14 protein-coding genes are annotated in these 15,355 nt (G+C 54.7%); 9 read left to right on the forward strand and 5 right to left on the reverse strand.

The features are described 5' to 3' along the window. Nucleotides 1-552: 552 nt before the first annotated feature. Genes ACR0L4_RS22875 through ACR0L4_RS22885 form a run of 3 tightly spaced genes read right to left on the reverse strand, consistent with a single transcriptional unit; the run spans nucleotide 553 to nucleotide 3,343 of the window. Nucleotides 553-1,209 carry a GntR family transcriptional regulator gene (locus ACR0L4_RS22875; protein WP_480515466.1) on the reverse strand — a complete coding sequence of 219 codons (657 nt, stop codon included), beginning with the start codon at nucleotides 1,207-1,209 and terminating at the stop codon, nucleotides 553-555. 17 nt (nucleotides 1,210-1,226) lie between these two features. Next, a complete protein-coding gene (locus tag ACR0L4_RS22880) occupies nucleotides 1,227-2,258 on the reverse strand; it encodes a Gfo/Idh/MocA family protein (RefSeq protein WP_480515441.1) in 1,032 nt (343 codons plus the stop codon). Beyond that, nucleotides 2,255-3,343 (reverse strand): isocitrate/isopropylmalate family dehydrogenase, encoded by a 1,089-nt coding sequence (locus tag ACR0L4_RS22885; protein WP_170753006.1) that lies wholly within the window; start codon nucleotides 3,341-3,343, stop codon nucleotides 2,255-2,257. The genes ACR0L4_RS22880 and ACR0L4_RS22885 overlap by 4 nt, the downstream gene beginning before the upstream one ends. Before the next feature lie 137 nt (nucleotides 3,344-3,480). Here ACR0L4_RS22885 and ACR0L4_RS22890 point away from each other — a divergent pair, with 137 nt between their 5' ends. From ACR0L4_RS22890 to otnC, 7 genes are read left to right on the forward strand one after another with little or no spacing between them, the layout of a single operon-like run. Next, nucleotides 3,481-4,488: a Bug family tripartite tricarboxylate transporter substrate binding protein gene (locus ACR0L4_RS22890; RefSeq protein WP_480515443.1), complete on the forward strand. Its 1,008-nt coding sequence runs from the start codon at nucleotides 3,481-3,483 to the stop codon at nucleotides 4,486-4,488. 57 nt (nucleotides 4,489-4,545) lie between these two features. Further along, nucleotides 4,546-5,295, forward strand: coding sequence for a hypothetical protein (locus ACR0L4_RS22895; protein ID WP_480515445.1), 750 nt, complete (start codon nucleotides 4,546-4,548; stop codon nucleotides 5,293-5,295). Between the two features lie 4 nt (nucleotides 5,296-5,299). Then, nucleotides 5,300-6,811: a tripartite tricarboxylate transporter permease gene (locus ACR0L4_RS22900; protein WP_480515448.1), complete on the forward strand. Its 1,512-nt coding sequence runs from the start codon at nucleotides 5,300-5,302 to the stop codon at nucleotides 6,809-6,811. Next, nucleotides 6,811-7,098: a putative quinol monooxygenase gene (locus ACR0L4_RS22905; RefSeq protein ID WP_480515450.1), complete on the forward strand. Its 288-nt coding sequence runs from the start codon at nucleotides 6,811-6,813 to the stop codon at nucleotides 7,096-7,098. Before ACR0L4_RS22900 ends, ACR0L4_RS22905 begins: the two co-directional genes overlap by 1 nt. Next, on the forward strand, nucleotides 7,095-7,892 hold the full coding sequence (locus tag ACR0L4_RS22910; protein WP_480515452.1) for an N-acyl homoserine lactonase family protein: 798 nt from the start codon (nucleotides 7,095-7,097) through the stop codon (nucleotides 7,890-7,892). Before ACR0L4_RS22905 ends, ACR0L4_RS22910 begins: the two co-directional genes overlap by 4 nt. After that, nucleotides 7,889-9,166 carry a 3-oxo-tetronate kinase gene (gene otnK / locus ACR0L4_RS22915; RefSeq protein ID WP_480515454.1) on the forward strand — a complete coding sequence of 426 codons (1,278 nt, stop codon included), beginning with the start codon at nucleotides 7,889-7,891 and terminating at the stop codon, nucleotides 9,164-9,166. The genes ACR0L4_RS22910 and otnK overlap by 4 nt, the downstream gene beginning before the upstream one ends. After that, entirely contained in the window at nucleotides 9,163-9,804 is a 642-nt protein-coding gene (otnC, locus tag ACR0L4_RS22920; protein ID WP_480515456.1) for a 3-oxo-tetronate 4-phosphate decarboxylase, read from the forward strand. Before otnK ends, otnC begins: the two co-directional genes overlap by 4 nt. Before the next feature lie 787 nt (nucleotides 9,805-10,591). Here otnC and ACR0L4_RS22925 read toward each other — a convergent pair. After that, nucleotides 10,592-12,271, reverse strand: a complete 1,680-nt coding sequence (locus ACR0L4_RS22925) for a BCCT family transporter (protein ID WP_480515458.1) — start codon at nucleotides 12,269-12,271, stop codon at nucleotides 10,592-10,594. A 161-nt stretch (nucleotides 12,272-12,432) separates the two neighbouring features. After that, nucleotides 12,433-14,085, reverse strand: coding sequence for an ABC transporter substrate-binding protein (locus tag ACR0L4_RS22930; RefSeq protein ID WP_480515460.1), 1,653 nt, complete (start codon nucleotides 14,083-14,085; stop codon nucleotides 12,433-12,435). A gap of 93 nt (nucleotides 14,086-14,178) precedes the next feature. On the opposite strand from ACR0L4_RS22930, the gene ACR0L4_RS22935 reads away from it, so the two are divergent. Beyond that, nucleotides 14,179-15,111, forward strand: a complete 933-nt coding sequence (locus tag ACR0L4_RS22935; RefSeq protein ID WP_480515462.1) for a LysR family transcriptional regulator — start codon at nucleotides 14,179-14,181, stop codon at nucleotides 15,109-15,111. A 57-nt stretch (nucleotides 15,112-15,168) separates the two neighbouring features. Next, on the forward strand, nucleotides 15,169-15,355 hold a 187-nt coding region (locus tag ACR0L4_RS22940), incomplete at its 3' end, for a hypothetical protein (protein ID WP_480515464.1).

Consider the following 15,355-nt stretch of genomic DNA (forward strand, 5'->3'; position numbering starts at 1 on the left):
CTGCATTGGGTGGCTCCTTTCCTAGCAGTCGATGACAACTGCAGTATGGCGCATTGTGACGCCGGGGGAGCAGGAGCCATCCACCCCATCCCCTCTGACGGGCCGCGCCGCAGCATTTAGACATAGTATTTATTAACAATGGATATGAGCCGTGGAAAACGGGGCAGTGGGCTATGCTGCGTCTGCTCTGAGGTTGGGTTGAGCCCTAAAGTGCAATATGCAGCACCATCGACGAGCGGTAGTGGTGTGCAGGAAGCGGATTTGCAAAGTTCGGCGGCCGGTCTTGAGTTGCCGCTCAAGTATCTTCTGGGAGGCTAGGCCTTGGTCCGCTATAGCTATATTCGAATTTGCCCCTACATTTTCCCTTAGCAACGCAGCGGCTGAAGACGTGACATGACATGCCGCCATTCTTGAGCGCATCCTCATTCGAAAACCGTTTCCAAGACATCAATCACAACACCCGTGCCAGATAAACAGTGGTGCAATTGCAAGAGACTCAGGCAATTCTCAAAAAGCTTTTCCCCAGACGCCTTATGGGGGAACACGAGTAAATCAAAGGCTGTTTAGTCGATGCTTCTCTAGTATCCCGCAAAGCATAACCTTGGCTTGGAGCCTGTGTTCTCGATGACGTTCACGCGCAACGTCAGGTCGACCATCACTAATCGCTTGGAAAACCACCCGGTGATCCTCATTGGATTTGACGGGCAGGGGGCGGATGAACAGCGTCGTCGCGCGTGCGCGGCGAACCTGATCGCTCATCATGGCGACGATCGCTTCGACTCTTTTGTTACCGCCCAACCGAACAAGCTCTTGGTGAAACAACTCGTCCGCCTCCGCCCAAGCTTCTAGGTCTTCGGTATCGATTGCTTGGTCCATTTGGGCGATTGATGAAGCCAGAACTGCCAGGTCCTCTTCCGAATATCCCGCTTCAGCGGCTCGCTGCGCCGCGAGACTTTCGAGTTCGGTCAGGATGTCATAGATTTCCCGCATATCTTCTGAAGACACGGGCAAGATACGCACTCCTTTCCGAGGGCGCATTTCCAACAATCCTTTGCTTTCCAGCATCAATGCAGCTTCGCGAACCGGGGTTCGTGACATACCCAGTGTTTCGGCCAACTCGGACTCCAAATGGTCAGTTCCGGCGGCAAGTTCACCAGACAGGATCATTTTGCGCAGGTCACGGACAGCGCGCTGGGTGTTGGAAAGCATTTTGTTTTGCTGATCTTTCACGACGTCTCCAGGTTGATCTTGCGTCCCTCCGCAGCCGAACGGTAGATGGCCTCTTCAATGCGGATTACGTCTAGGTAGTTGCGGGCGGTATTCTCCAGCGGCGTGCCCCTTAAAAGGCCTGAAACAACGTGATTTTGCAAGGCGTGTACGCAATCTCCTCCAAATCCGTCATGATCGCTTGGAGGCAGAACCTGATGCCGCTCCTGTTCTCCAAAAGCGCGGAAATCCACTGAACCGTCGCCGTTAAGAACCAGCGACCCTTCTGTGCCTTCGACAAGTGCTTCGCCCATGGTTTGACGCAGGTTTTCGGCGCCATGATCAAGGCATCTGTTCCCATCGAACAGGGCTTTCAAACCGTCGGGGTGGTCAAACAGGATATAGCCTGCGTCCTCGCCTGCGATAGCAGGATTGACTTGGCGCAGGTCTGCGTAAACGGCGCTGGGCGCACCGAAAATGTATCGGAACGTATCTACCCAGTGCACCGCTGTTTCATGCACCAGGAATCGCGGCATTTTCTGAAAGTACGGCTGCCGGTCTAGATAGGCGTGTGGGCCTTGTCCGTCGCCGGGTCGAAGCCGAAAAGTCGCTTGCAGAGGTGTCCCAATCCGACCTTGGCGTATCGTCTCTTTGATTGCCCGATACCAAGGTTGAAAGCGAAAATTCTCATGTACAACAATAGTTGCTCCGACCTCTTCAGCTTCTGAAACAATTTGTTCCGCTTCGTCCAGAGATTGGCAGAACGGCTTTTGGCAAATCAACCACTTGATGCCCGAACGCAGCGCGGTTCGGATCGCATCGGACTGCGCCACAGGTGGCAGGATGATGTCCACGAGATCCGGTTTTTCAACTTCCAGCAATTTCGAAAGATCATCGTATGCCGTCAGTCCTGTTTCTTTCGCTTTGTTGATATCACGGTTGCAGGATGCAACCGGAACCGCGCCGGGCATTCGAGACCAGCTTTCGTAGTGGAACTTGCTGAAGTATCCCGCGCCCACACAGGCGACCCTGATGGTGTCTTGGCTATTCATGCCCGCAATGCTTCCAAAACCGATTGGGCAGCGTCTTGGGTTCCAGCAGTGCCGCCCAAATCCCGCGTCAGGGTCTGACCGTTTGCTGTCACCCGTTCCACGGCCTCGCGCAAGCGTGCGCCGTCGCTTGACAGTTCCGGGTGATCATGGGTCAAACCCAACCATTCAAGCATCATTGCTGCCGACAGGATCATCGCAAAGGGGTTGGCAATACCCTGACCCGCAATGTCCGGAGCGGACCCGTGGCAGGGTTGGAATACAGCGTGGTTCAACCCAATATCCGCTGACGGAGCCAACCCAAGACCGCCCATAAGACCTGCACCAAGGTCAGAAAGGATGTCTCCGAACATGTTCTCAGTCACCAAAACGTCAAACTCCCAGGGCTTTTGAACCATCCACAAAGCGGTAGCATCAACATAGGCATGGTCAGCTTGCAAATCGGGATGGTGGGCGGCCTCAGCGTCAAACATTGATCGAAAGAATGCAAAAGCGCGGAAGACATTGGCTTTGTCGACACAGGTCACCCGTCCCTGACCGCGCCCGGAGGCCTTGCGTGTCCTAGCGAGGTTGAATGCGAAGCGGAACAGTTTCTCGGACACGTCGCGGGTGATCAACAAAGTCTCTCGTGCTTCGTGCTCGGTAACTTCGCCAGTCCCTTGGGTAAAGAAAAGACCTTCGGTGCTTTCACGTATCAAGACAAAGTCGATCTCGTGCCCATTCGGCAGGGCCAAGGGCGTTACTTGTCCGTTGCTGACCTTCACTGGACGTACACCTGCAAAAAGGCCCAGCGTCTTTCGCAGGTCGATCTGGGGCGAAATCTCGGTTCCGTCAGGATAGCGCACATCCGGCAAGCCCATCGCTGACAAAAGAATCGCATCAGCTTTGCGCGCGGTTTCAAGTGAGCCTGCGGGAAAGGACTCACCTGTCGCCGCATAGTGGGAAGCGCCTGCTGGGGCGTCTGTAAATGCCAGGCTATAGGAAGGATTGTCGCCTGAAAGCTGACCAAGGATTTCAAGCGTGGGCGCCATGATTTCCGGGCCAATGCCGTCTCCGTGAAATACCGCAATGTCATATTTCTTGTTCATCTGAAGTCGCTTCCTTCCCGTTTCGCATTCATAGCGCGATCGCAACTTTCTCTACAGTCCGTTGACAATGCATTCTGTAATGTATACGCAAATAAATGCAATAACAAACGCGAAGTTGTTTTTGGGAGGATTTGGAAATGAAACTGACGCTAGGGCGGTTGGCGGCCGCAGCGGTGATTGCGACCGGGATTGCAGGCGGGGCTGCCGCGCAGGACTATCCCTATCGGGATATCACCACAGCGGTTGTCTGGGGGGCCGGCGGCGGCACTGACACGATCAACCGCATGATCATGGCCGAGATGGAAAAACACCTGCCGGTCTCGATCAATGTGATCAACCAGACAGGCGGCGTCGCAGGTTCGAACGGCATGGTCTATGTCATGAACCAACCGGACGATGGGTACACTTTGGTCGGCCTGTCCGAGTCAAACGTCACTGCAGCAGTACAAGGTGGTTGGGACAAGAAATTTGATTTCTGGTATCCGTTTATTGTCGGTGGATCACCTGATCTGATCTCGGTTCCTGCGGACAGTCCCTACAACACGCTTCAGGAACTGGTCGATGCGGCCAAAGCCGCTCCGGGCACTATTCCAGCTGCAGCTTCTGGCGCGGGTTCGATCCACCATCTGAACCTTCTCGCTATCGAAAAAGGGTCCGGCGCGGAATTCAAATTTGTTCCATATAAAGGCTCGGCACCGGGGCAGGAAGCGGCTATCGCAGGTGAGGTCGCGTTGGTTGTGACATCTCTGGCGGAACAGGCCCCGTTGATTGAAGGCGGTCAATTGAAACCGCTTGCGATGCTGACGCCCGAAGACGCACAGATTGCAGGTGCAACCGTTCCATCTGCCTTTGGCATCTATGACGGCCTTGACCAGTACTTGCCTCTCAAGCAGGCGATTGGTTTTGCGGTTCATAGCTCCGCAGGCGACGACGTCAAAACGGCCCTTGGCGCAGCGTTCGAGCAGGCGATTGCGTCTGACACTGTTGCTGAGTGGGCAGCGGCAAACAACTACGATGTTGGCGGTCAGCACGGCGCCGAGGCGCAAGAGCTGTTTGCCAACCTTGAGGCCACCTTTGCCTACACCTTGCAGGACCTCGGAGTTGCCACCGTCGATCCTGCCTCGCTGGGTATCGAAAAGCCCTGAGTAAACAAGTTCGGACAGGGCGCGGGTGTCCACGCCCTGTCCAACAGGAGGCAGAACATGCACAAGGTCGACGAAACGCTGGTCATGCGGACGCGTGATTTCTGGACTTCGATTGTTCTGATGGCCGTGTCGGCCTTTTTTCTATGGAAGACCTTGGACATTCCCCTTTGGGGAGAAAACCGCGCGGGCGTAAGCGGATCGGACTGGTACAACTCGGCTGCAATCGTGCCATTGTTTATTTTCGGTGGATTGCTGGTGTTGTCTTTGCTCCTGCTGGTCAATTCGATCCGCTCGGGTGGAGCGCGAAACGCGCTCGACGCGCTTGGGATCGGATGGGACACGTCTGAAGTCTTCAGAACGTCGACAATTGGTCTGATCCTGCTGGCCTATGTTGTCGGGCTGGTTCCCAGAGTGGATTTCATTCTGTGTTCGGGCTTGTTGATAACAGCTTTGATTTATGGCTACTACGGCGGGCACGCGCGGCGAGCTTTGGTGGCTTGCACGGCAGTTGTAGCCGCCGGGCTTTTTGCGTTCATCGCCTTTCCGGCACAGGCGGACTGGAACGCGCATGGCGACGATTGGGTGACATTGGCCCTGTGGGTTGCACTGACACTATTGGTTCTGACCAAGGCCGTTTCCGAACGCGTTTTGCGGGTCGTGCCTTTTGTCGCGATACTGACACCACTTGTCCTTGTTTGCGCAATGGCCTTTGTGTTTCGCCAGAACGTTCCCGCCCGTGGCGGACTGATCTTCAAACACATCGAATACCACTACTACGTGACGCTTCGTCCGGTATGGAGAGACTGACGGGATGGACTTTATCCTTTCGCAACTGAATGGATTTGGGGCTGCCTTCATTGGTCTGGCAGTGGATCCACTGACCTATCTGTATCTGATTGTGTCCGTGTTCCTCGGCATCACATTTGGTGCGTTGCCCGGTCTTACGGCCACGCTTGCCGTGACGATCCTGACAGGTTTTTTCGGCAACAAGATCCCCTTGGACTATTCCCTCATCGCGTTGCTCGGGGCCTACGTCGGTGCGATCTACGGAGGTTCATACCCCTCAATCCTGCTGAACATTCCCGGTACAGCGGCCAGCGCGGCAACTGCCATGGATGGCTACCCCCTCGCCAAAGCGGGACGAGGCGGCGAAGCACTTGGTCTGACCACCACGGCCAGCTTCATCGGTACGGTAATCGGGACCATCACGCTTTTGATTTTTGTCTGGGCGCTGCTGTTGGTCTCAAAGAACATCGCAAGCCCGGAGAAAGCACTGCTGGCCCTGTTCGGCATTCTGCTTTCTGGCACTTTGATGAGCGAAGATCTGGTGATCAAGGGATGGATCGCCGGTCTGATCGGGCTTGCGATGTCCATGGTCGGGCTGGACCCGTTGCTGTCCGAACCGCGTTATACCTTTGGCTGGTCATATCTGATGAGCGGATTTCAGGTGGTTCCCGTTCTGATGGGGGCCTTTGCCATTCCGCAAATCATCGAAGGGCTACGGCATGTGGAAGCTGGCAAGGTTCTGGCCTTGAAAGGGCGTATTTTGCCAAATCTAAGATCGATACGGCGCTATCTGCCGACCATCGGTCGATCAGGGGTAATCGGAACCGGGGTCGGCGCGCTTCCGGGCGTGGGCGAGGATGTCGCCGGGTGGGTCAGCTATGGTGTGGGCAAGACCGTGTCTGCCGAAGGGGACAAGTTCGGCCGAGGGTCTTTGGAAGGTTTGCTGTGCTCTGAAACAGCAAACAACGCCTGTATCGGAGGTGCGCTGATCCCGCTTCTGGTTTTGGGAATACCCGGCTCGCCGCCTGCCGCAGCCTTGATGGGAGCTTTCAAGATCAACAACGTGATCCCGGGCCCGACAATAGATCCTGAGATCATTCTGCGCGTGGTTGCGATCCTTGTTCTCGCGTCGCTGACGATGTTCCTGATGGGGCTGTTCACAGCGCGGATCTTCATCAAGATACTTGCGATCCCGCAAACCATCTTCCTGCCGGTCGTGATGGTTCTGACAACAATCGGTTCGTTCAGCGTTGGTGGCGGCATCAATGATCTCTACCTGATGCTGGGGGTCGGGGCGGTTGCCTATTTCATGAACCTGATGAAATACCCAATCGCCCCACTTGTCATTGGGGTCATTCTGGGTGGTCTTTTTGACGAGACCTTCCGTCGTTCACTGTTTTTGTCCGATGGCGATCTTTCGGTCTTCTTCTCGAGACCCGGCGCTGCCATTCTTCTGCTGCTCAACATTGGCTTGATCCTCAGCCAACTGCCTGTCGCCAAACGCGCTTTCTTGCGCCTGAAAGGACTATCTGCCTGATGTTTGTGGTCACTGTCACCTTCACCCTAAAGCCTGGAACCAGAAATGCATTCCTGCCGCTGATGGTCGAAAATGCCTCTACCTCCTTAAGTGACGAACCCGGATGCCGGCAGTTCGACGTGTGTCTTTGCGACGATCCCAAGACGGTGTTTCTCTATGAGGTTTACGATGACAGCGCGGCGTTTGACGCTCACCTCGAAAGTGCGCATTTCACGTCCTTCGATGCGGCAGTGGCTGATATGATTGACGCTAAGATTGTCCAGCAGTTCACCAAGGTCATCAGATGAGTGATTGGGAAATCCACGCTGTGAAATACGCGGATCGCAATGCCAGGACGCGGCGCGACAGTTTCATGATCGATGACAACCATGACGCACCGCATGCGATGGATTATTTCATTTGGGTATTGAAGCGCGGCAACGAAGTCATTCTGGTCGATACCGGCTATGACACCGAAGAGGCAGCCGCCCGTGGTCGCCCCATCGCAATGGACCCTCGCGAGGCTCTGCGCCCTTTGGACATCACTCCAGAAGCGGTGACAGAGGTCATCGTGACCCATCTTCACTACGACCACGCGGGAGGGCTGCATATGTTCCCGAACGCGAAGCTGCATATGCAGTCGGCGGAAATGGCTTTCGCCACCGGTCCCTGCATGTGCGACGATCACCTGCGCGCACCTTTTACGGCGGGCCATGTTTGTGAGGCTGTAAAACGCCTCTACTCGGGGAAAGTCGTCTTCTACGATGGCGAGGCCGAGATCACAGAAGGCGTAACGGTCCACTGCATCGGCGGGCATTCACGCGGACTTCAATGCGTTCGCGTCCGAACAGCAGCGGGTTGGATGGTCTTGGCCTCGGACGCTTCACACTACTACGAGAATTTCATGGCGCGTAAAGCCTTTCCCATCGTCGTCGACCTGCAGGACATGATGGAAGGCTTCAAGACCTTGGAAAGGCTGGCGTCCCATCCCAGACTGATCGTGCCCGGCCATGATCCACTCGTGCGCGACGTTTTTCCGGCCGGTGCGGCCCCACATATCCATCGGCTGGACGCAGGCCCCGCGAAAGAAATCGACATATGAAGATTGGTGTCATTGCAGACGACTTTACCGGTGCCAGCGACATCGCGAACACCTTGGCAAAGGGCGTGGAGCCTGAAGGTGGACTGAGAACGGCACAGTTTCCGGGTATTCCGAATACTCCTGTGGGTAATGAGATCGAAGCGGGTGTGATCTCGCTCAAAAGCCGCACCGCACCTCTGCAGGAAGCTGTGGCAGACAGCCTGCGCGCCCTGCGGTGGTTGATCGAACAAGGATGCCAGCAATTCGTCTTCAAATACTGTTCAACGTTTGACTCTACAAAGGAAGGGAACATCGGCCCGGTAGCAATCGCGCTCGCCAACGAACTGGGGGCACAGAAGGTGGTTTTCTGTCCGGCTTTTCCCACAATGGGGCGTACTGTCTATCAAGGTCACCTTTTTGTGCTCGGTCAGCTTTTGCACGAATCCGGGATGGAAAATCATCCGCTGACGCCCATGACAGATGCCGACATCAGGCGTTGGCTACAGCATCAGACCAAAGAGGCCGTTGGGTTGGTGCCAACTGACGCAGTAAAGCAAGGGCCAGAGGCGATAGTTGCTGCCTTGCAAAATGCTGACGAACGATTTCTGATCGGGGATGCCATTTCGGATCAGGATTTGTTGGCGTGGGGCGAAGCTCTGAAAGGTGCCAAGTTGATTACCGGGGGATCGGGCATAGCTCTGGGACTGCCCAGAAACGTCCTTGGACGGGATTCCTCCAGAGGAACCAGCAGCGCCTTTACTGGCATTCAAGGGCCAGCAGCGATCCTTGCCGGGTCTTGTTCAGGTGCCACCCGCAGGCAAATCGAGGCCCACGCGCGATCACATCCGACGTTGGCCATTGATGTTCCAGGCGTCATGTCCGGAGATGTGACAACGCATACGCTGCTGGACTTCTTCGAAATGCATCCGGGTCAGGCCCCTCTCGCGTACTCATCGGGAAACCCGGACGATGTCCGTGCGATCCAAAGTCAATTTGGTCAGGACGCGGTAGCGGCAAAGCTGGATTCTCTTTTTGCAGATACAGCGCGAATACTTGTTCAAACGGGGTACAGGCGCTTGGTTGTGGCCGGGGGGGAAACGTCCGGCGCGGTTTCTCAGGCCGTGTGTGGGGCATTAGGGTCTGCCGCCATGTCCATTGGCCCAGAAATTGATCCGGGTGTGCCAGTCCTGAGTGTTGGAAACACCGAACCCATCGCGATGGCCTTAAAGTCCGGGAACTTTGGCGCGCAGGACTTTTTCGCGAAAGCCCTCAAAATGATGGAGTCAGACCAATGAGTTCGGATGAGATCGCGCTGCGGCAACAGATGTCGGATCTCTGCGCATCTTTGTTTGCACGCGGATATTCTGTCGGTACCGCGGGCAATGTCTCAGCACGTTTGCACGACGGGATCCTCATGACACCGACCAATTCGACTTTGGGGAATATCGACCCCGAGCGCATTGCCAAAATAGATTTGGATGGCAACCATGTATCCGGGGACGAACCGACCAAGGAAGTCTTCCTGCATCAAGCTTTCTATGAGACGAGACCAGCAGCAGGCGCAGTGGTTCATCTGCACTCGACCTGGGCAACCGCTTTGTCCTGCCTCGAAGACACGGACCCGAATGACTGTATTCCGCCGCTTACCCCTTACATGGTGATGCGTGTCGGTACGGTCAAATTGGTTCCATATGTCAAGCCAGGTGATCCGAAATCCGGTGATTTGATTCGCGATCTGGGAGGCAAATGTAGTGCCGTCTTATTGGCCAATCACGGACCCGTTGTTTCCGGAAAGGACCTGTTCTCGGCGGTGTGTGCAGCGGAAGAACTGGAAGAAACGGCCAAGTTGCTCGTCACTTTGCGCGGTATGCCAACCCGAATGTTGGATGCGGCACAAGTAAGGGAACTCAGAGAGACTTTTGGAAGAATTTAATCAGGCACCGAAAAGGGAGTGCGCAAATTTTTGGGCAAGTCGTGCAAAGTCATCCGCAAATACCGCGCAGAACTATGGGCAACCATCCAAATTTTTTTCTTGGACAATAGCAATATAAGAAATCGAACGTCACAAGCGTATCTACGGCCCCTCGTTTTGCAGCTTGGTTCATATGCTAAATTTACGAAAGCTCTCCGAACTTGGTCGATGGCTTGAGAATTGGAACGTGAATGCACTGGCCGTGTTCCGGTCTTTTTCGCATTGTGGGAATCGCCAAAACTCTTAGGTTTTGTGCACTTACGGATGCCAAAGTTTTTCTCACCAAGCCATCTTTCGAAAGAAAACAGTGGTGCAGACGCAGCGATTCGACACCATGTTTGCACCAAGCTGGAATTGCCAAACTGGGCTTCGAGGGTCTGATCTGGGCTTGACCTGTCACAGAAACGCGTCGCGGATGTGTGACCGAATTGCGGTGTCGTGAAGCGACGTGACCGGTTCTGTGGCCCACGAAAGTGGCCCAATGAAAGGACACTCCATGCCAGCGGAACAAAAACTACAAAATCCGACAGTTGGTGTTGCGTTCGTACTGATCGCAATACCTGCGATTTCTATAGAATATACGCGGATCAAAGTCCTGATTGGCAACTAACCTGACGCGCACTTTCGACTATGTGCAAGCCGTCAGTGTGCAGTACCATTTCCAGCCCTTTCGGTAAATTCCTGGGTAAGTCTTTGTCCTATCTGTGACCCCAGTTCTGTCCTGGGGTCACAGTTGGGCGCGCGAGATTCACTCGGCTGGTATCGTTGATGTTTCTGGATCAATGGTTGACGCGACACCGGCGGCTTCGCGTCGGCCATCGTTCCAGATGGCTTTGATCAATGCGATGCACATCAGCGCCATGACGATCGAGAATGGCAGTGCCCCGATGACCATCGCGGTTTGGATCGCTCCTGTTCCGCCAGAGATCAACAGGCCGCCGACAACCAATGCCAGCGCCGCACCCCAGAACACGATATGCGGGCGCGCCTTGGGGCCTTCGTCACCGGCGGCATTAATCGTGTTGACGATCAGAACAGCCGAGTCAGCCGAAGTGACAAGAAACGTCATCAGAAGGACAACGATCACGACTGCCATTGCCCAAGCAAGGAACTCTGCTATCGGTGCAAGCATATAGGTGGTCATGGCAAATATCTTGTCGCCATTGGCCGCATCAAGAATCACACCATTTGCGCCACCGTTCAGTTCAAGATCGATGGCTGTTCCACCAGCCCAGGCGAACCAGACAAAGCACATCAGCGACGGTACGATCATCGCGCCCAGAACGAACTCGCGGATGGACCGACCGCGCGAGATGCGCGCCAGAAACAAGCCAACGAAGGGTGCAAACGCAATCCACCATGCCCAGTAGAACACTGGCCACCAGCCCTGCCATTGCGCCAGCAGGAAGGCCTCGGATCCCTCGACGCCATCGGATGCATAGACGTTGAAGCTGAGCCACGGCAGAGCGATAAGATAGTCCCAGATGCCAACAAAGAAGGCCTTGGCACCAAAGAACGTAGCCCCGAACAGGATAAAGAAACCCAGCAGAAATATCGACAGCGCCATGTTGATGTTCGACAGCCACTTGATGCCCTTGCCAACACCGGACAGTGCCGACAGCGTCGACGCCCCCATGATGACCAGCAAGGCGACGATAATGCCCAGCGTTGTGGCTGAACCATCTGCCTGTGCCAGACCGCCGATACCGATACGTGTCAGGCCTGCAACGAATTGCTCAACACCAAATCCAAGTGTCTGCGCCACACCAAGGATCGTCGCAACGACAGCGACGATGTCGATCAGGTGACCAAGATTGCCTGAAAGCGCCTTGCCAAATAGCGGTGTCAGAGACGACCGGATCGTCAGTGGCAGCCCGCGTCGATAGCTGAAGAACGCAAGCGCCAGACCGGCAATCGCGTAGCACGCCCAGGCGCCCAGCCCCCAATGCAAGTAGGACCACACGTAAGCAGTGCGTACATTGTCCGCGTCAAGGGCCGTGGTGACTCCCTGGATAACCGATGGGTTGTTCTTGAAATGGGCCACGGGCTCTGCAACGGCCCAGGTCAACATCCCAACACCGATACCTGCGCCGAACATCATTGAAAACCAAGAGAAGTTCGAGAATTCCGGCTTTTCTCCGTCCACCCCCAGGTTGAGGCGTCCCGCCGCTGGCCATATTGCCAAACCGATACAGACGATAACAAACCCGGTGACAACCCAGATATACCAGGCTGCAAACTGGGCCAGAATGGCTGCATTCCAGTCGCCCAGAATCCTGCCCGCCTGAGTCGGCCACACGATGCACCAGACAACCAGCAGGCTGATGATGATCTTGCTGATCACCGTCACATTGACGCTGAACCCCCGATAAAAACCGTTGTCAGCGGTCTTAATCGGAAGCTCTGAAAGTGGTGGCTTTATTGCCATTTTCAATTTCTCCCTGTTGTTGATCTTCTTGTCTGCGCAATCAGCTTGCGTTGAACTGATTGCTCGCTATTGCCCGAAAAACACATGAAACCAACGAAGCATGTTGCGCGCTCCATCAGTTTCATGTGGTCTCGGGAGAGACTCTTCATCCCTTGACTCACCTAAGATTCAAGAGCCAGTTTATGCACATGAATTTCGTTGATCGGATGACTCTCTGCTCCGATTACACCGGGACGGGAATGTCGATAAAGCGACCGCCAATAGGGCTGAATTATCGTTCCGTCGTCCCGCAAGAACTGCTCGATTTTTTCCATATGCCCGCGCCGCGTTTCTGCGTCTGCTATCGCTGATGCCTCTTCCAGCATCGTGTCGAATTCGGCGCTTGCCAGGCCGGTTTCGTTCCACGCCACACCCGATTTGTACGCCAGTGTCAGCACCTGAACACCCAGCGGGCGATGCCCCCAGTCGGTCGAGCTGAACGGGTACTTATTCCAGTCGTTCCAGAACGTGTTCCCCGGCAAAACTGTGCGTTTGACGTTCAACCCCGCATCGCGCAGTTGGGCGGCCAATGCGTCGGTCGTGTTGCGGCGCCAGTCATCATCGATCGAGAAAATCTCATGCTCGAATTCGAGCATGCCGAGTTCTTCTAGCAAAGCGCGCGCGCCCTCTACGTCTTTTTCCGGCGCTCCGATGTCTGCGTACTCGGGGTGAATAGGGCAAACGTGATGGTTTTCACCCAATGTGCCACGGCTGGCGTATCCAAGTTCCAGCAAAATGGCGTTGTCGCAAGCCATTGCCAAAGCGCGACGTACACGCGCGTCTTCATAGGGTTTTACTCCGTCCACTTCGGCATCTCGGTTTGTTCGCAAAACCATAGTGTTGGCCGAAACGGACTCACTCTGGTTCCAACCGATGCTTTCATAGATGTCGACAAATTCGCCAACCGTTTCATAGGTCATGTCGATTTCTTCAGCTTCAGCCGCCGCCAAATGCGCGGCACCGTCGGTGCCGTAGTCAATAAACTCGATCCGATCCAAGTAAGCGCCTTCGCCCCACCATTCGTGATCCGTGTTCTTTTCCAATACGACCTTTTCCCCAACCAGGTACTCGACCAGCTTGTATGGCCCGGTACCAATCGGGTCTTTCGCCGGATCGCCAGACCAACCGTCGGGCACGATTGCTGCCGGGTACTCGGTGACGGCTGGGATAATGGTGATGTCAGGCCGTGTCAGTTTCAGCTTCAGCGTCAAATCATCGACCACCTCCAGCGCGCCTTCGGCCGGACCGTCCCCGGCGGCATTCTGCAAGGACCCCATGCGCGCGGCCATGGAGTTCCCTTCCCAACTGCCGTCGCACCATCGACCAAAGTTATACGCGACATCCTTGGCCGTCAGCGTTCCACGCCCGTCATTCCAGTTTACGTTTGGCCGAACACGCAGAACATATTCCGTCGCGTCGTCATTCACTTCCCAGCTTTCAAGCAACCGAGGCTCGAACGTACCGTCGGCGTTGTACTGAACGAGATACTCCAAAAAACCGCGGACCACATTTCCCAGCTGCGGCCAGTTATAGAGTGGCGGGTCAAGCTGAGCGCGCACAACCTGCTGAATACGAATTGTACCGCCGGGCTGGATGTTCGATGCGGCCTGTACTGGCTGAGACAAACCAATCATCGAATAGGCAACCGATGCAGACACCCCTAGCGCGGTTGCGCGCGTCAGGAACTCACGACGGCTGAGCGTTCCGTCGGCCACTTCACCGACATGCATTGCGATTGCTGGATGAATTGCTTGGTTGCAGTTTTGTTTGATCATCATTGGCTCCCGTGTCTCTCTCAGGGTTGCTTTCGCGCCCTTTTGCACAGTTTTTGGTATATATTTTCGCTCTTTTGCAGTAGCTGAGTAATTATGGATGACATTAACAGAACTAATACCAATCTAAGTCGCAACCTTGTGGCGCTCTATGCGTTCGAAATGGTTGCGAGACATGGAAACTTTACCAGTGCCGGAGACGCTCTTGGGTTGACACAATCCTCGATCTCGCAACGGATAAAAGGTTTGGAGGTCGATCTGGGCGTCGTTCTTTTCAAAAGAGAGCACCGTGGCGTTTCACTCACATACGAGGGGCTGAGGCTTTTGAATGTCGTCAGACCCGCGATGACGCAGATGAACTATGCGGTAAGCTCTTTGCTGGAACGCAAAACGAAACCAAGGGTTCGAATTTCAGCAGATTTTGCGTTTTCGACTTTCTGGTTGCTACCGCGTCTGGGGTATCTGCGAGAAGAAATCGGGGATGAAATCGAAATTCAGATTTTGGCTTCAACTGTGCCACCCGGTCTGGATGATACCGATTGCGATATTCAAATCCATGTCGCACCCAAAGACCAAATAAAACCTGATGAAGTACTACTGTTAGAAGAAATAGTAGCGGCCGTCTGTAGCCCGCAGCTATTAGAAAAGATTAGACCAATCCAGTCACCTGCCGACTTGCTGAACGTCCAACTTCTTAGTTTGTCAAAACCTGCAACCGCTGCTTGGCAAACCTGGCAAGGGTGGTTTGACAGTTTAGGAATATCGGGTGAAAGGAAGAGAAACTACATCAGTTTTAACAACTATGACATGGTGACCCAAGCCGCTTTGTCTGGTGAAGGCGTTGCGTTGGGCTGGATTGGATTGATCGATGATCTGCTCAGCAAGGGTTCTCTGGTGACAGTAACGGACGATTTGGTCTCTAGCGACGCTGGCTATGTAATGTCACGGAGCCATACCAACTCGGGTCGGGGTCCCAGGCTTGTGTTCGACTGGATATCGGATCAAGTTCTCGCAACATCTTTGAAATAACGCATCGTAGGGCTGCTCGGTCGTCTCTACCGCCAAGTCGGTAAATTCGAAGAACGAATGCAATTTAGCAACGCCTTGAAGCAACATTTAAAGCTCTCTCTTTCGCGTTTTTCGGAATTGCAAAATCTGATCACGAATGTCAGGTTTGGGCTTGGTGGTTTTTCTCTGATTTGGTGGACACCTAGAATAGGCGCAGCCCGCGCCGGGAGGTGTCGAATGACGAAGCCGAAGCGATACAAGCGGT

It is taken from the genome of Ruegeria sp. AB5 (assembly GCF_056542645.1).